Source organism: Micromonospora pisi (assembly GCF_003633685.1).
GTDB classification, from domain to species: Bacteria; Actinomycetota; Actinomycetes; order Mycobacteriales; family Micromonosporaceae; genus Micromonospora_G; species Micromonospora_G pisi.
This window is the reverse complement of record NZ_RBKT01000001.1, coordinates 8,421,821-8,436,909: the sequence shown is the minus strand read 5'-3', so window position 1 is coordinate 8,436,909 and position 15,089 is coordinate 8,421,821. Positions and strand designations below refer to the sequence as shown.

The following is a 15,089-nucleotide window of genomic DNA, read 5'->3' as shown; positions in this document are numbered from 1 at the left end:
TACCGGCACAAGCACAAAACCATGTTCGTCTCGAAGTGCAGGCCCTGGGCGCGTCAGCCCATACCCAGTGATCGGCCACCTTGCCGACCATCGGATTTCGGGAGGTGTCCCCGACGATAACCGTACGTGACGGATCTCCCCGAGTGCCGCGAGCCGCTCGCTTCCGCACATGCCGAATTGAGGACGTTCGAGCGAACCCAACCTTGGGCAGAAGGGCCGACTATTCCGGCGAGTCGCTGGTTCCGGCTCCGGCATCGTGGCGAAAGGCAAGCAGGTCGACAGCGTGCGGCAGTCGGATCGGCGGAGTTGCTTCGCGCATGGCAAGAAGGGCTTGTAGCGTCCCTCGACGGACCGCTAGATCAATCGAACGTTGCGTGTCCGGCGGCAGCGACTCCCAGGTCAGCTTGGCCGCACACCTACCGCAAAGCTCACCGGTGCGCGCAACGTCAGCGACAGCGAAGCGAGTACGGCAACCCGAGCATCGAGATTCGAACATCATCTTATGATGGCGTGAGGTATGGGCATCAGCCACGGAACGTGTGCCGTCACACCGCGGCAGGGACCTGTCACGACCAGCGAGCAGCGAGCAGCGACCGCCACGTGCAAGTGCACGGATCTGCCGCAGGCAGAGCGCGGGTGCTGGCGCGCCCGTCACCTTCGGTAGCCGTCGTGGTGCGTCCAGACACAATGACATCCGGAATTGTCGATGTGCGGATGCCTAGGACTGTGGATCCCCGGGCGTGGGCGCCGCTGGGACAAGCAGAATTCGTCCGGTGTGCGATCGGCTTTCGATGATTTCGTGGGCCGTCGCGGCCTGGTTGAGTGGGAGGCTGGCGTGAACGGTGGTGCGCAACTGGCCGGCCGCGAACAGCTTCGCGAGTTCGTCCATCTCCTGGCGCGCCTGATCCGGGTTCGCATGGCGCCATGCCGTGAGGTTGAACCCAGTGACGGATCGCAGCGCGAAGAGTTTAACGACCGGGATCTGTTCCAGTTCGCCGTTCGCGGCGCCGTAGACCACGGCGCGGCCGAAGGGTGCGAGCAGGTCGAGGCTGGACTGCAGGACAGGTCCCCCGACCGCGTCGAGGACGATGTCGACACCCTTCGGGGCGGCCGCGCGCACTTGGTCGGGCCAGCCCGGCTGGGCGTAGTCGACGGCGGAGTCGGCACCAACGGCCCGGATGAAGTCAAGCTTGCCAGGTGCCCCGGCAGTGCCGATGACAATGCTGGCGCCGAGGAGCTTGGCGAGTTGCACGGTGAGGTGCCCGATGCCACCGGCGGCGGAATGAATCAGGACGGTATCGCCACGGTTCAGCGGCGCGGCGCGAAGGATCCGCAGGGCGACGGGAGCACTCATGGCAAGCATGCTGGCGTCGCCGTGGTCGAGGTGGTCGGGGACGCTGGCGAGCCATCGCGCTTCGGCGATAACGAAGTCCGCGTACGCGTCCTCGGCGAGCGCGGCGACCCGCCGGCCTATTAGCTGCGGGTCGACGCCGGGTCCCGTCTGCGTGACCGTACCGACGACATCGCCGGTCGGACGGCCGGGCAGCGGGCGCTGGAAGATGCTGCCGCTGCCGGGCCCACGGCGGAACCGAGTGTCGACGAAGTTGACGCCTACCGCCTCGGTCCGCAGCAGCACCTGTCCCGCTTGCGGCGTCGGCTGCTCGACATCTTCCATGGTCAGCACCTCCGGCCCGCCGTACGTGTAGTACCGAACGCGGCGCATGGCCACCCCTCACTTAAAATGGACTGGCAGTCAAATTCGGTTCAGGATGCTACTGGACCGCCAGTCCAGTTGTCGAGGTGGGTCATGACCGGGTCCGAACGTCTCCGCGCCGATGCGGCCCGCAACCGCACAGCCATCCTGCGCGCCACCGAAGAACTGTTGACCCAGCATCACCCGCAGCAGATCTCGATGGAACAGGTGGCAACGGCGGCCGGCGTCGGCAAGGGCACGGTGTTTCATCGATTCGGCAGTCGGTACGGGCTCATGCGCGCACTCATGCAGGAACGCGCACAGGACATAGAGACCGCGATCACCACGGGGCCGCCCCCATTAGGCCAGGGCGCCCCGCCACATGCGCGACTTCTGGCTTTCCTCACCGCCGTAGTTGACCTGGTCGCCCGCAACAAAGGCCTGCTCGCCGCCCTCGGTCCAGAGGCGCCCGTCACCGCTGAGCCACACCGGGAGCCACGCGAGGCGCACCCGGTATACCGATCCTGGCACGACCACATCAGCCAACTGGTCTACCAGCAACGGCCAGACCTCGACGCCGACATGCTCGCCCACGTCCTCCTCGCCAGCCTGCACAGCGGTCCGATCCTGAATGCACTAGAACGCGGCGACGGCAACCGCCTCGACCGAACCCTGCGCGACCTGGTAACCGCCCTGATGCGAGAATGACTCCTCGCCCTCTGCACATACCGTCGTTCGTCCCGGCTGACCACCGCCGCAAGATCAGGTGCGGTCTTCTGCCGCCACCCGTGCGCATCGACGCCGGAGCGCCCATCACCCTTTGTGATCATCAGCGGTGGTACGTCCCGGCCCGAGTGCTTCCGGGCGTGTCGATGACCGGACGTTCGGCGAACCGTTTATCTGTTCGGCGTGCAACGCTCGTTCTCACCTCCCGACGGGCATCTCCCGGCGACTCGGACCAGCCGGCGGACGCGGGTCGTACTCGACTTCGCCTCTGCTGCAGTGGAGGTTGTCGCAGTCGCACCTCTTAAACCTCGTCGAGCAGGGCCGGCAGTTTGCGCATGTCATCGAAGATCACCGTGGCGGCGCTCTCAAGCTGGCGGGCGGGGGTCAGTCCACCGGCATAGCCGAGGCAGCGCATGCCGGCGGCGCGAGCCGCTTGCGCGCCGTACAGGCTGTCCTCGACCACGACGCACGCCGCAGGCGGGACACCCATGTTCGCCGCCGCGTGCAGGAACAAGTCGGGGGCGGGCTTGCCGCAGGCGACCTCGGTCGCGCTGAAGATACGGCCCTCAAAGCGGCGATACAGTCCAGTGCGGCCCAGGGTGCGCCGCATCTTCTCGTGCGTACCGCTGGAGGCCACGCACGTCGGCTGGCTGATCGCGTCGAGCGCGTCGGTGATCCCTTCGACCGCGGTCAGTCCGGCGTCTACCTCCTGGCGGTGCGCCAGCTCGAACCGCTCCGTCCAGGTCGCGGCCACATCGTGCCCGAGGTGGACGGCGATCAGCTCCCGGATGGACGCGCTGGACCGGCCGATGAACTGCTCGACCACGTCCGCCTCAGTAAGTGGCCAGCCCAGGTTCGCGCCCACCGCGACATGGACGCGGACCGCGATGCGCTCGCTGTCGACCAGCACTCCGTCGCAGTCGAAAATGACAAGCTCGATCGGATTGATCATCCAGAGAGGCTAACGTGGATGGGTGGCGGACCCGGCGGCGCTCACCAGTTCACGGAGGTGCGGGATCGCTGTCGGCCACGAAGGTGGTGGCCAAGCTGGCTAAGTCGAACGCGAGCCAGCATCACCTGCCGGTCACCTCGACCAAGCCTGGCCGGGCTGCGGTCGTAACACCAGTAGATAAGTAGCCGCCGACCGGGCATGCTCGCCGATCGACGCGGCCACGCTCCGTGACGGGCTGCTAGGTCGCGTAGCGTCCTGAACTGTCGATGTGAGTGCACGGAGGCTCGCCGATTCAGCTCACCGTTCGGTCGCGATCGCCGCGATGGCGGCATGTGGCCGATGAGCGCCTTCGCTGGGCCGCTGCAGGCGCTCAACTTCCGTGAAGCCGGCTCGCGCCAGTCGCTGGGAGAACTCGTCGACGGGCCAGCGATAGGCGGTCACGACCTTGTGGTCGAAGGCATCGACCTCGTCACCTACGAAGAGCGCGAGCACTAACGTTCCGGCCGGGGCCATCACTCGCCGGAACTCCGCCAGCACGCCGTCGAGATCTTGCGGAGGCAGATGGATCAACGAGCCCCACGCCAGGATGCCGGAGATGGAGTGGTTGGCAGCGGCGAGATCTTCCATCGACCCGAGTTGGTAGCTACCGCTCGGGTGAGCTGCCCGCGCATGGGCGATGAATTCGGGGACCAGGTCGATTCCCGTTGCGTCGACACCGAGCGAGCGAAGGTAATCGGTGATGTGGCCAGGCCCGCAGCCCAGATCGAACACCGTGCCAGGTCGGCCCGCCAGATGTCGCCCGATGAAGGCGAGGTCGTCGGCGTGTACCTTTTGGCGTGTACCAAACAGCTCGATGTAGAGCTCCGCGACGGACGCGTACGCCTGCCGGACCTGATCCGTGTGCACCACGCGACTATATGGGTTCGGATTGGCAGAGCAAGCCGGGGCCGACGCAGGGACGTATGTCGCTTCTCGGGGTGCCCGCATTCGGCGAGCGCGGGTGCCGTAAAACTCGCTCACGTTCTGAACACCTCACCGGCCTGTCGCGGACCTGAGGTCGCTGACGTCCGGGATCGTGCGCTGGGGTAGGCGGCGTGCCACCACGCACCGTAGTCCTCTTCACCGTTGCTCAGTATGCGGAACTGTCGAGATGTGTGTGCCGCCGCGCCGGCGGCACCACGCCCTATGCCCGTTGGTGCAGCAGGTCCAGGCTGGCACGTTGGGCAGGGTCAATCCCACTCCCACCTGCGGTGGGCAGGGCCGTCGACCGTGCGGTCAACGCGGTCAGCTCCGCGATGTGCGGATCGCCGCCCGCCACGCCGACCCCCGCACCACCACGCGCTACGACCGTGCCCGCAAGAACCTCGACCGCCACCCCAACTACATCCTCGCCGCCTACATGGCCTCCTGAACATGACGACGGAGGCGGCGAGCGGACCCGTTGCGAAGATCAGTGCGCGGATCGTTGCCGGCCATGGTTACGGTGCAATCATGGCCAATGTGTCACTTGCCGAGTTGATCGCGTTGTTTGCCTACGACAACGACGGCGTGGCCAGAGGCACCGACGCGAACCTCGACTACGGCCTGGCCGGCGCGCTGCTCATCGACCTGGCCCTGGCGGGACGCATCGACGTTGCCGGTAAGTACGTCGTTGTCACAGACCCGGCCCCCACCGGTGACCGACTGATGGACTTCGCCCTCCACCGCGTGCAGCGCGACCGCAGGGCCCGCACGCCCAGGGAGTGGATCATCCGGTTCACCAAGGATGTACGTTCCGCCGTGCTGAGCCAACTCATCGACGCAGGAACACTGCGACGCGAGACTGACAAGGTGTTGAAAGTGGTTCCCCGTACCCGCTATCCCACCCAGTACGGGTCGGAGCCACCAGCCGAGACCGAGGCCCGCCAGCGGATACGGGCCGCCGCGACCCGACCGGACCGCGTTGATGCGCGGACAGCGGCCCTGTGCGGCCTGGTCAGTGCACTGGGCTGGGAACCGCACGTCGTACCGGATCTACCACCCATGCAGGTACGCAACCGCTTCGCCGAGTTCCGACAATCGGTATGGGCCGCGAACACGGTCCAAAGGATAATCGACGACGCGCGTGCGGCCTCAACAGCAGCGGCAGCCGCTGCCGGCGCTACAGCCTGACCCGTCTCCCGCATCTGACCCGTCCGTGCACACCCCCATAGCCAGAGCTCTCACACTCCGTGACTGGCCTCCAGCGCCGGCCGACGACCGGACATGTCGAGAGTCGGACACCGTCGTTCGCCTACGATGCCGACGTGGGTGAGTTCGTGAACATGACATTGGGCCGCGTCCCGCACGGGTTCGATTTCTTTGAACCGTTGCGCCTGCTGTTCGAGTGGGTCGAGGAGCAGGGCTATGTGGTTAGGGGTCACGATGGAGACCTGTACGGCTCACTTTGTCGTGACGCCCGGGTAGGCACTGCGGTCGAGCTTCGTGGCTACACCGCCGAGCAGACGGCCTCGTACGCCCGCTCGTGGTTCGGGGACGTAGCTGGGGCTCCCAGTGCGCGTTTGTGGCCGTTTGTGCAGACCGGCGGTGAGGGTTCGATGGCTGCGCTATGGCTGGATGGCGACCGGCGGACGCGGGTCGTCCATCTCGGTTCGGGCAGCGGCTCATTGATGACGTGCGTGCTCGCCGACAATGGCTTGGATTTCCTGCGGTTGCTGGGAATCGGCTACGTAGAGATCTGCTGGAACGAGGAGTTCGCCGCCCCGCCCCAGCCGTGGGACGAGGACGGTGACACCGTCAACGCGCCCTACCGCGACTGGTTGCACCGTACGTTCGGCGCGACCATTCCGGCCACCGCCCTGGAGATCGTGCCCGAGCCCGTCGAGATGGGTGACCCTGAAACCGACGACCCCTTCTGTCGCTGGGTCAACGACCTCCAAGATCAGCCGCAGCCGTTCCCGACATCCTGATTGATCCGACCAACCTCTCTCACGCCGCTGGCGCCGTCGTCGACCACGCCCGCCGCAGTGTCCGAACCTGCCGCAGTCAGGGCGCGAAAGTGATCGCACGTCGTCACCGTCGGTAGCTGCCGGCCGTGACCTGATCAGACGAAGGACGTCCGGTTCCGCCGAGAAGTAGGTACCCGCGGATGAAGCACTCGCAGTCACTGGCGGTGTCCGCAGAGCTTTGCGGCCTGGCCGACCCAGCGTGTGCACGGGCCGACCAGGCCGGTTTCCTCCACCTGGTTACCCCTCCTGCTACCAGGGGAGGGGGCCCTCGGCATCGCAGTAGCCTCCGGTGGGGCCGTCGGGGCCCACCTGCGCCATCCGGACGATGATCTCGGCGCCCTGCTCGACAGTCTGGATACCGGTGTTTCCGTTCAGGTCGGTCTTGGTGAAACCGGGCTCGACCGCGTTGATCCGCATGTTCGGGAACGCCTTCGCGTACTGCACGGTGATCATGTTGACCGCGGTCTTCGACGCCGGGTAGGCGACCCCTGGGTAGGCGTACGTCGGGGTGCCCGCGTCGGTGACCCGGGCCAGCGAGGCCAGGCCGCTGCTGAGATTGACAATGACGGGGGCAGCCGAACGCTGCAGCAGCGGCAGGAACGCGTGGGTGACACGGACCGTGCCGAAGACGTTCGTCTCGAACATCTCCCGCATCATGTCGGCGGTCACGTCCGCAGCGCCGATCACGATGTTGCCGGCACCTCTTCCCTCGATGCCCGCGTTGTTGATCAGTATGTCCAGCCCTCCATCAGCCTCGATGGCCTTCGCTGCGGCCTCCACGGACGCGTCGTCGGTGACGTCGAGCTGGACGGCCCGCGCGCCCAGCTGCTCGGCGGCGCGGCGCCCGCGTTCGGCGTCCCGGCTACCGACGTAGACGGTGTGACCTGCTGCAGGTTCTCTTGGAGCGATCAGCTGGTAGTGGCTCCAGCGCCGATGAGGTCACTGGTTCTCCAGGGAGTGCACCACCTTCCGTAGCAGGTTTGCCAGGGTGGCGCGTTCCCGGGCGGACAACGCCGCCAGCAGCGCGTCCTCTCCGGCCCCTTCCGAGCCGGTGTGCTGCTCGAACGCCAGGTGCCCGGCCGGGGTCAGTGTGACGTGTACCCGGCGTTGGTCGGCCGTGTCGCGGGTCCGGATCACCAGGCCCGCTGCCGCCAGGAAGGCGAGTCGCGCCGACAGCGCGCCCCGGGTCAAGCCGAGTTGCTCGGCGAGATCCGACGGGCTGGCTGTGTACGAGGGGCCAGCCTGGCGCAGCTTCAACAGCCCCTTGAACTGCCAGTGTTTCAGCCCGCTCCGGCGCTCTGGAGCCTGACCGCCGCACAAGCCGACACCTTGTGGCCGCGGCAGCCCTGAGACCCTGCGTCCGCAGCGACCGCAAACGGATACTCCTACCGAGCTGATCCGCACCGTCACAAGATCGGCGACAGAGCCGCACATCGTGTACCTGGCTCTGCGCTCCAAGCCGTACCCCGACACCAATCCTCATGCGGTAGCCACGGTCAGCCGCCGGGCCTCTGCTCAGGTTCGTGTCCGGAACGGGGCAAGGGTGGCACGGACCTGGTCGCCCGCGCCCCAGTCGTCGTCGAACTGCGCCAGCACGGCTAGGTGTTGTCGGAGCTGGACAATCGGCATGCGGGTCCGCCAGTCACTATCAAGGGAGGTCAGCTCCGCGTAGACCTCGAAGAACCGTTGCGCCTCGGGCGGGGGCGAGGTGGACCACACATGGGCGAGGTCGACCTCGGCCCACATGTAGGACACCGCCGGGTCGATCAGCGCGGGGTGCCCGTCCGGAGTCGCCAGGACGTTCTGTGCCCACAGGTCGCCGTGCGTCAGGCATGCCGGCCGGTCCGGCAGCAGGTCGGGCAGCCGGTGACACAGCCGCTCCAGCGCCGCCCGGTCCCCACGCTCGAGTGCCGCCTCCACGCGGGGCTGCCCGAGCCACCGAAGCAGCCGGTGCTGCGCGAAGAACGCAAAGCCGTCGTCATCCCAGGTATTGATCTGCCGGCGGCGACCCAGCCAGTTGTCGCGGTGCCATCCGAAGCGAGGATGGGTCGTGCTCAGATGCAGGCGGGCGAGCATGTACGCGAACTGCTCCCAGAAAGTCTCGCTGCGCGGCCTCGGCCGCAGCACCGACAACACAAGCAGTTCTCGGTCCGCCAGGATCACCTCGGGTGTCGCCACGCCGCCAAGCTCGCGCAGGGCGGCCAGCCCTTCCGCCTCCACGACGAAGACGTCGTCGGCCGGCGCGTCAGCGAAGGCCTTGACGAACACCGACGGCGCGTCCCGGCGGGTGGCTATGCCCGCGAGCGCCGCGACCCCACCCGTCGCCGGCTCCACTGTGACGACGTCACACATCCCGGCCCGGAGCATGCACTCGAGGAGGAACGTTGCCGAGCGCGTCACGACAGGCCCCTCCTTGTGCGGGTGCTTGTTCGCCAGATCTTATGTGACCAACGGTTGACTACCTCCCGAAGACTGACGTCTGGTTCGAGGTCCGACGACCCAACCTGCCGCCGACAGTGCACGCTGTCCGTCGGTGCGGTGACCGTCAGTAGTGCCACCCCAGCTGCCGGTCGCGCCCTTGGATCCACGCTGCTTGGGATCCGGGGCCCAGGTAACCAGCATCGAGATCGCCGCCGTCACCGCTCCTGCGCTGCGACGCCGCTGGTGGGCGCCGGCCTCTTGGTGGGGCCTGCGTCAACTGGGCACGCGCCGACGGATCCGAGGAGCAACTCTTGAAGCGCGGGCTGAACCTTAAGGTCGTCCGGGACGAGTTCTGCGGTTCACCCTCGAAGGGGCCACGGTCATCACGTTCTGATCCCACTCGTATGTCGCCCACGCCGGGTACCCCGAGCTACGGCAACTCCGCCCGGTTGCCGTGGTTGCCCCTCATCCGACACCACTGCGACCAGGCGGCCTCGCGTACGTGCCTGCACCGGCCCGGTACGGGAGTATCTTGCGTCGATGGGACCTGACGCCAGACGCGAGAAAGCGTCGTCTCGGCTGGGAAGCACACCGGATTTGCACGACCGTCATGCGGCTGACACAGCGGGCGACCACTGTGTACCGGTCCCTACTCCCGGAAGGGACACGTCAGAGCACCCGGGCGCGGCCGCGTCGCACTCGTCAGTGATGGGAGTTCAGCATGTCGACCAACCACTGGAGCTCGGCAAGTCGTAGAAGCCTGTTGGCCGCAGGTCTGGCCGCATCGTTCACGGCCGGTGTCACCGCCCCCGCCCAGGCCTCATCCGCCAGTCGGAGCGGCCGCGGCGGTCCCCGGCCGGCCAGGTGGGACCACCACCTCAGGTCCACCCCGGACAACCTGCACTGGGGCGGCTTCCCGATTGGCTGGGAGCCCGGACTCACGATGGAATCGGGTCAGACCGTCCGCGTTGACACTCTCTCCCACCAGGGCTTCACCAACCCTGCCGTCAATCCACGCGACTACTTCGGCGCCTTCGGCGTCGAGCCGGACGAGATCCTGCCCGACGGAATGGCGTTCTGGGAGAGCCTGCCCGAGCGCCAGGCCACCGGCAGGCAGTACGGCGGGCACGTGCTCACCGGCCCGATCTACGTCAGAGGCGCCGAGCCAGGTGACACCATCGCGATCGACGTCCTCGACACCGACACCCGGGTGCCGTACGGCTTCAACAACACCGCACCGACCAGCGGTGTCATGGCGACGTTCTACCCCGGTTGGCGTGACGGGGACCAGGGCCTCGACATGCCCGTCGACATCCCACCCGGCCTTCCCGCAGGCGTCTGGCCCGACGTCCGCACCCACCTCTACCGCACCGGAATGTACCGAGGTAAGGAGGTCGTCTTCTTCGCCGACGGCATCATCATTCCGACCCACAAGTTCATGGGGATCATCGCGGTCGCCCCGCCGACAGGCGAGTTCATCGGCAACACCGAGGATGCCCCGCCGCCGGCCACCGGCGTGCAGAACTCCACACCTCCGGGCAGGTTCGGAGGCAACATGGATGTCCGCGACCTCAACGCCGGCACGACGCTCTACCTGCCGGTCTTCCAACCCGGCGCGCAGATCTTCATCGGCGACCCGCACAGCTGCCAGGGCGACGGCGAGGTCAGTGGCACCGCCGTCGAGCACTCGCTCGCCGGCACGTTCCGCATCACTCTGATCAAGAACGTGGAGACCGAGCTGCCGTGGGCCGAGACCGACGACCACTGGGTGATGATGGGCATCCACTGGGACCTCGACCGGGCCATGCGGATCGCGGTCGAGAAGACCGTCGACTTCCTCGTCAGCACCCAGAACCTGACCGTGCCGAAGGCCTACTCGTTCGCCTCTATCGCGGTGAACTACCACAACGCCGAGGTCGTCGACCGCACCCAGGTGGTGACCGGCTACATCCCGAAGAGCGTCTTCAAGGGACGCGGCTGATCCGACCTGGGGTCCAACCCCCGGTCAGGTCCCGGTCCGAACGCATCTCACGTCAGGTTCAGCGGGGAGACGCGGCGATCCTGATGCGGTCGCTGTCGTTGTCGGAAAGGAACGACGCAAGCGCCCGCGCCTGCTCGGCTACGGTGGCGCGGTCGGCCCGGGAGAAACGGCGCAGCGGAGCGACGACCACGGTGCCGTCCTGGACGCCCCACGTCGCGGCGACGCGGCCGTCGACCAGGACAACACGAGCGCCGGCGACCGACAGACCCCGGTGCGCGTTGTCGACGATCCGGCTGCGGTCGTCGTAACCGAGGAGTGCGTTGTCGAACGCCGGCAGGAACCGTACCGGGGCCGGTGTGTCGGGGTCGGGGCGCGGTGCGTCGGGCAGGTCCAACAGTTCCCGGCCTCGCTCGTCGCGGAAGGCAACCAGCTCGTGGCGTATCGCCGCCACCGCGGCGGGCAGTCCGGCGAGACCACACCAGGCGCGCACGTCGGCGACGGCGGCCGGGCCGAACGCGGCGAGGTAGCGCCGTACCAGCGATTCGCCAACCGGGTCGGAGCCCTCCGGGGCCGGCGGGTCTGTCTCGCGCCCCACCCAGGAGGAAAGCAGGACGTTGCGCACTCCCGCCCGCGTACGCCACAGCCCGCGCGGCGGCAACTGGACCATCGGAATGAGGGCGGCGACCAACATTTCGCCCAGCGCTCGCGGCCCTGGCTCCGGCCAACGTACGGCCAACGCCCGCGCGAGTTCGGTCATCGAGCGGGGCGCGGCGTCGGCCATCACCGCCCGGCCCGCCGCTGCCAGTTCGTCGAGGTCCACCCCGGCGAGCTCGCGGCGGTAGGTCCCGAGGACCCGTTGACGCAGCATGCTGTCGTGGCGGGCGCGCCAGGCCACGGCGTCGTCGGCGGTGAGGAGGTGGACGGTGCGGCGCATGAGGTGGGTCCGCACCACGCCGCGCCGGGTCATCAGGTCCGAGAGCACCGCCGGGTCGAACGCGCGCAGCCGGGACCAGAGCCCGACGAACGGCTCCTGCGGTTCCTGCGCCTGCAGGCCACAAAGGTGCGCGACAGCGTCGAGGACCGGCACGTCGGCGTGATCGAGTAGCAACTGTCGGGCGAGTGTCGCACGGTTGAGCGCCCGCGCGTCGAGAACAGCCATCGGCTAGCGCCCGACGGTTGAGGACGTGGTGACGGCGGGCGAGGTCCCGGCGTTCGGGCCCTTCAGGTTGTCGATGACTGGCACGCGACAACAGTCGCAGCCAAAGCGGCCAGGGAGTGACCACTTCTCGGGGCAATATGGGGATCATGCCGAAGACCTCAGCGCGACTGCTGTCGTTGCTCTCGCTACTCCAGGCGCGCCGGGACTGGCCGGGGGCGCTGCTCGCCGAGCGGCTGGAGGTCAGCCCGCGCACGCTGCGCCGTGATGTCGAGCGCCTGCGCGAGCTCGGCTATCCCATCGTGGCCTTCAAGGGACCTGACGGTGGCTACCGGCTTGACGCCGGCGCCGAGCTGCCCCCGTTACTCTTCGACGACGAGCAGGCCGTCGCTCTGGCCATCGCACTCCAGATCGCCACCACCGCCGGTGCCGGCATCGAGGAAGCCGCGGCGCGTGCGCTGAACACCGTCCGGCAGGTCATGCCCGCACGGCTGCGCCGCCGGATCGACACCCTCCAGTTCACCGCCGTCGAGCGGCCGACGATCCGACCGGAGCCACAGGTCGACAGCAGCGTGATCATGGCGATCAGTGCCGCCATCCACACCCGTGAGGTGCTGCGCTTCGACTACATCCTCGCAGCTCCGGCAGGGGTGGACGACAAGGGCGTACGGACGCCGCCACGCCGGGTGCAACCCCACCACCTTGTCACCTGGGGCGGGCGCTGGTACCTCGTCGCCTGGGACCTCGACCGCGAGGACTGGCGCACCTTCCGTGCCGACCGGATCACTCCGCGCACCCCTACGGGGCCCCGCTTCACCCCCCGCGAGCTGCCCGGAGGTGAGGTGGCCGCCTTTGTCGCCAGCAGGTTCCGGGGGTCCGGCGACTCTGGCGACTGGCCTTGCCGTGGAAAGGTGATCCTCGACGTACCCGCCGCCGAGGTGTCCCGCTACATCCGGGACGGAGTCGTCGAGGAACTCGGCCCGAACCGCTGCCGGCTCACCCTGGGATCGTGGTCGTGGCCGGGCCTGGCCGCCACCATCGGCAGGTTCGACACCGACATCGAAGTCGTCGGCCCCGCCGAACTCGGGAACGCCTTCGCACACCTTGCCCGCCGCTACGCCACCGCCGCAGCCAGCCCGCCTGGCGCCGATGCCGTTGGCGGCGCCTGCACCGAGGACAGGAATCCGCAGGCCGCGTGAAGGGGCGTCAACAGGCGGAGTCACGCCAGTGTCCCCCGATGGGCGGGGTGGGTGACGGGGTGGGCCCGGTGCCGTCCCCGCCGGCAACCGTGATGCTGAACGGGACAGTCACGGACGTCGTCTGGTTGCGTACCAGATAGCCCTTGTCGCCGAGGGGTTCTGGTCGCGCACCGACGACGACCAGCCATGTGCGGCCCTCCTGGATGAACAGCAGCCCGATCCTGTCGTTCTCCGGGTCGGGGTGCGCCATCATCACACTGGTGCACGGCCCGATGTCGGCCAGGTCCCACGCGCCGTACGAGTCGACGGTGGTCTGCCCGTCCTGCACCGACCATTTCAATGGGCGCTCCTCCGTCCAGTTCATGAGGTACACCTCGTCCGCTACAGCGGTCGACATGTTCTGGATCTGAATCGCGTTCTTCTTGTACGGGTTGAGAGCGCTCCCTTGTGGCACCGTCCAGATCGCGACGTTCGACGCGTTCTTGTACTGCTCCTGCGCCTTGGCGGCCAGGTGGGCCTCGCGGGCGTAGTAGAAACCCCAGCCGGTGACGATCGTCGTTATGACGACCATCGCAAGGTTGATGACTACCTGATGTCGCATGAAGTAGCCACGCAACGACTTCGGGTCAGGGTCGTCTGGCGCTGGCGCTGGCGAGGATGCCGCGTTGTCTTCAGCCACAGTCGGAGTGTGGGGCAGCGCTGCAACCACAACTTCTCACCCGCGCGACCCTGTTCAGCCCGGATTGTGGCTCGCTGAATCGGCGTCGAGGTCCCGGGCGAGCGCGTCTGGAGCGCGCATACGCCACGCGTCGGTGACGAGCTCCCTCAGACGGTCGACGTCCACCTTCGCCAAGTGCAGCATCACCAGGGGCAGCCCGTCGTAGGCGGGTGTGGTGAAGAAGATCTCGGGCTCGCCGAGCAACAGCGCCTGCTTCTCCGCCTCGTCGCCGACGTGCAGGACCGCGATGTCGGTACGGATGAGGCGTGGCTGCCCAGGTCTGCGCTCGGGGTAGGACCAGACGAACCCCTTGTCGGCGACCCGGAAGTCGAAGCCCTCGCTGTCGATCTCGGCCACGTGTGGCAGAGCGAGCGCCAGGTGACGGACGTCGTCGGCGTCAGCCATCGCGGTTGCTCCCGGAGTCAGGCGTGTGCATACCGACAGGCTAACCGGTACGCCGACCGTGAACTGGCGCGTGAGCGACGGGGTCGAGGAGGTTGGAACTTCCTGCTCACCCTCTGCCGGGCGTACCCGATGTCAACCCGCAGCAGGTACGGCGCTCTGCTGCGCGTCGGCGTTGGGAGCCAGTGTTCCTCCGAGGGTGCGGTTACGGTCGACTCATGACATCGACGCGCCTCCACAGGACGACTTTGATCGCCGGTGTGCTGCTGGCGGCCCTGGCCCCGGCCGGCTGCGGCAGCGCCTCGGAGGGCGGGGGTCGGGCCACTCCCCCGCCGAATAGCAGCCCGAGCGACGTCGGAGCGACCGCGGTCGTCCCGACCACGCCTGCGGCCACGTCGGCCGCACCGACGGCGGCACCGACGGCGGCGGACGGCACCACCTACGCCGCCTGCCGGGACGGGAACTGCGAGGTCGCTGTCTCCGAACCGGTCGAGATCAGGTTGCGCGGGTCGGGCGTACTCGCGGTCCGCAAGGTGCTCCCGGACGGGGTCGACTTCGACATGACGCTGGCCAGCGGCGCCAGCAGCAACGGCACCCTCAAGGGAAACTGCACGCTGACCTTTACCGACGGGGGTGGGGGCTCCTCGTGCTCGGCAGGACCCGTCGGTCCGCCGAAGCCACGCTCCGGGACGACCGCGCTGCAACTGGTGAGCGTCACCGATGGCGTCATAATCCTGCGCCTGGTGACCGGGTAACCCCTCGGCGGTCGTGTCCTGCCCCGTCGCGCCCAGGTCCGCGACGACACCGTCCGCATCGGCTGCCGAAGTGTCGGCAGCGCGGTGGTGGTCAGCAGT

General features: G+C 67.9%; 16 protein-coding genes. 7 read left to right on the top strand and 9 right to left on the bottom strand.

Features of this window, described 5'->3' with window-relative positions:
• Positions 1 to 718 precede the first annotated feature (718 nt).
• On the bottom strand, positions 719 to 1,675 hold the full coding sequence (locus BDK92_RS36775) for a quinone oxidoreductase family protein (protein WP_246017434.1): 957 nt from the start codon (positions 1,673 to 1,675) through the stop codon (positions 719 to 721).
• 132 nt (positions 1,676 to 1,807) lie between these two features.
• On the opposite strand from BDK92_RS36775, the gene BDK92_RS36770 reads away from it, so the two are divergent.
• Positions 1,808 to 2,401, top strand: a complete 594-nt coding sequence (locus tag BDK92_RS36770) for a TetR/AcrR family transcriptional regulator (protein WP_121160938.1) — start codon at positions 1,808 to 1,810, stop codon at positions 2,399 to 2,401.
• A gap of 319 nt (positions 2,402 to 2,720) precedes the next feature.
• Here the strand turns inward: BDK92_RS36770 and BDK92_RS36765 are convergent, their stop codons facing one another.
• Both BDK92_RS36765 and BDK92_RS36760 read right to left on the bottom strand, forming a co-directional pair.
• Positions 2,721 to 3,371 carry an HAD family hydrolase gene (locus BDK92_RS36765; protein WP_121160936.1) on the bottom strand — a complete coding sequence of 217 codons (651 nt, stop codon included), beginning with the start codon at positions 3,369 to 3,371 and terminating at the stop codon, positions 2,721 to 2,723.
• Between the two features lie 297 nt (positions 3,372 to 3,668).
• Positions 3,669 to 4,277, bottom strand: coding sequence for a class I SAM-dependent methyltransferase (locus tag BDK92_RS36760; protein WP_211349501.1), 609 nt, complete (start codon positions 4,275 to 4,277; stop codon positions 3,669 to 3,671).
• 313 nt (positions 4,278 to 4,590) lie between these two features.
• Here BDK92_RS36760 and BDK92_RS39935 point away from each other — a divergent pair, with 313 nt between their 5' ends.
• From BDK92_RS39935 to BDK92_RS36745, 3 genes are all read left to right on the top strand, one after another.
• Positions 4,591 to 4,782, top strand: a complete 192-nt coding sequence (locus BDK92_RS39935; RefSeq protein WP_211349500.1) for a hypothetical protein — start codon at positions 4,591 to 4,593, stop codon at positions 4,780 to 4,782.
• 2 nt (positions 4,783 to 4,784) lie between these two features.
• Positions 4,785 to 5,522: a GOLPH3/VPS74 family protein gene (locus tag BDK92_RS36750; protein WP_121160933.1), complete on the top strand. Its 738-nt coding sequence runs from the start codon at positions 4,785 to 4,787 to the stop codon at positions 5,520 to 5,522.
• A gap of 134 nt (positions 5,523 to 5,656) precedes the next feature.
• Entirely contained in the window at positions 5,657 to 6,319 is a 663-nt protein-coding gene (locus tag BDK92_RS36745) for a hypothetical protein (RefSeq protein ID WP_121160931.1), read from the top strand.
• A 288-nt stretch (positions 6,320 to 6,607) separates the two neighbouring features.
• On the opposite strand, the gene BDK92_RS36740 is transcribed toward BDK92_RS36745, so the two are convergent.
• From BDK92_RS36740 to BDK92_RS36730, 3 genes are all read right to left on the bottom strand, one after another.
• Positions 6,608 to 7,267, bottom strand: coding sequence for an SDR family NAD(P)-dependent oxidoreductase (locus BDK92_RS36740; protein WP_246017613.1), 660 nt, complete (start codon positions 7,265 to 7,267; stop codon positions 6,608 to 6,610).
• 30 nt (positions 7,268 to 7,297) lie between these two features.
• Positions 7,298 to 7,678 carry a MarR family winged helix-turn-helix transcriptional regulator gene (locus BDK92_RS36735; RefSeq protein WP_211349499.1) on the bottom strand — a complete coding sequence of 127 codons (381 nt, stop codon included), beginning with the start codon at positions 7,676 to 7,678 and terminating at the stop codon, positions 7,298 to 7,300.
• A 195-nt stretch (positions 7,679 to 7,873) separates the two neighbouring features.
• Positions 7,874 to 8,758, bottom strand: coding sequence for a fructosamine kinase family protein (locus BDK92_RS36730; RefSeq protein ID WP_246017433.1), 885 nt, complete (start codon positions 8,756 to 8,758; stop codon positions 7,874 to 7,876).
• Positions 8,759 to 9,722: 964 nt separating this feature from the next.
• Here BDK92_RS36730 and BDK92_RS36725 point away from each other — a divergent pair.
• Positions 9,723 to 10,760, top strand: coding sequence for an acetamidase/formamidase family protein (locus BDK92_RS36725; RefSeq protein WP_170208829.1), 1,038 nt, complete (start codon positions 9,723 to 9,725; stop codon positions 10,758 to 10,760).
• A gap of 58 nt (positions 10,761 to 10,818) precedes the next feature.
• Here BDK92_RS36725 and BDK92_RS36720 read toward each other — a convergent pair whose 3' ends face one another.
• On the bottom strand, positions 10,819 to 11,919 hold the full coding sequence (locus tag BDK92_RS36720; RefSeq protein WP_121160924.1) for a winged helix DNA-binding domain-containing protein: 1,101 nt from the start codon (positions 11,917 to 11,919) through the stop codon (positions 10,819 to 10,821).
• 146 nt (positions 11,920 to 12,065) lie between these two features.
• Between BDK92_RS36720 and BDK92_RS36715 the strand changes: the two genes are divergently transcribed.
• The gene (locus tag BDK92_RS36715; RefSeq protein ID WP_121162875.1) at positions 12,066 to 13,115 is read left to right on the top strand and encodes a helix-turn-helix transcriptional regulator; all 1,050 of its coding nucleotides are present in this window, start codon (positions 12,066 to 12,068) and stop codon (positions 13,113 to 13,115) included.
• A 7-nt stretch (positions 13,116 to 13,122) separates the two neighbouring features.
• Here BDK92_RS36715 and BDK92_RS36710 read toward each other — a convergent pair whose 3' ends face one another.
• Both BDK92_RS36710 and BDK92_RS36705 read right to left on the bottom strand, forming a co-directional pair.
• The gene (locus BDK92_RS36710) at positions 13,123 to 13,686 is read right to left on the bottom strand and encodes a hypothetical protein (protein ID WP_147457264.1); all 564 of its coding nucleotides are present in this window, start codon (positions 13,684 to 13,686) and stop codon (positions 13,123 to 13,125) included.
• A gap of 162 nt (positions 13,687 to 13,848) precedes the next feature.
• Positions 13,849 to 14,238: an MmcQ/YjbR family DNA-binding protein gene (locus BDK92_RS36705; protein WP_121160920.1), complete on the bottom strand. Its 390-nt coding sequence runs from the start codon at positions 14,236 to 14,238 to the stop codon at positions 13,849 to 13,851.
• A 215-nt stretch (positions 14,239 to 14,453) separates the two neighbouring features.
• Here BDK92_RS36705 and BDK92_RS36700 point away from each other — a divergent pair, with 215 nt between their 5' ends.
• Positions 14,454 to 14,990 carry a hypothetical protein gene (locus tag BDK92_RS36700; RefSeq protein WP_147457263.1) on the top strand — a complete coding sequence of 179 codons (537 nt, stop codon included), beginning with the start codon at positions 14,454 to 14,456 and terminating at the stop codon, positions 14,988 to 14,990.
• The last annotated feature ends 99 nt before the right edge of the window (positions 14,991 to 15,089 follow it).

What these genes read in the sequence shown, in the direction of transcription:
- BDK92_RS36775 (WP_246017434.1), bottom strand. Translation starts at nt 1,675, where the DNA reads ATGGAAGATGTCGAGCAGCCGACGCCGCAAGCGGGACAGGTGCTGCTG.
- BDK92_RS36770 (WP_121160938.1), top strand. Translation starts at nt 1,808, where the DNA reads ATGACCGGGTCCGAACGTCTCCGCGCCGATGCGGCCCGCAACCGCACA.
- BDK92_RS36765 (WP_121160936.1), bottom strand. Translation starts at nt 3,371, where the DNA reads ATGATCAATCCGATCGAGCTTGTCATTTTCGACTGCGACGGAGTGCTG.
- BDK92_RS36750 (WP_121160933.1), top strand. Translation starts at nt 4,785, where the DNA reads ATGACGACGGAGGCGGCGAGCGGACCCGTTGCGAAGATCAGTGCGCGG.
- BDK92_RS36725 (WP_170208829.1), top strand. Translation starts at nt 9,723, where the DNA reads ATGGAATCGGGTCAGACCGTCCGCGTTGACACTCTCTCCCACCAGGGC.
- BDK92_RS36720 (WP_121160924.1), bottom strand. Translation starts at nt 11,919, where the DNA reads ATGGCTGTTCTCGACGCGCGGGCGCTCAACCGTGCGACACTCGCCCGA.
- BDK92_RS36715 (WP_121162875.1), top strand. Translation starts at nt 12,066, where the DNA reads ATGCCGAAGACCTCAGCGCGACTGCTGTCGTTGCTCTCGCTACTCCAG.
- BDK92_RS36710 (WP_147457264.1), bottom strand. Translation starts at nt 13,686, where the DNA reads ATGGTCGTCATAACGACGATCGTCACCGGCTGGGGTTTCTACTACGCC.
- BDK92_RS36705 (WP_121160920.1), bottom strand. Translation starts at nt 14,238, where the DNA reads ATGGCTGACGCCGACGACGTCCGTCACCTGGCGCTCGCTCTGCCACAC.
- BDK92_RS36700 (WP_147457263.1), top strand. Translation starts at nt 14,454, where the DNA reads ATGACATCGACGCGCCTCCACAGGACGACTTTGATCGCCGGTGTGCTG.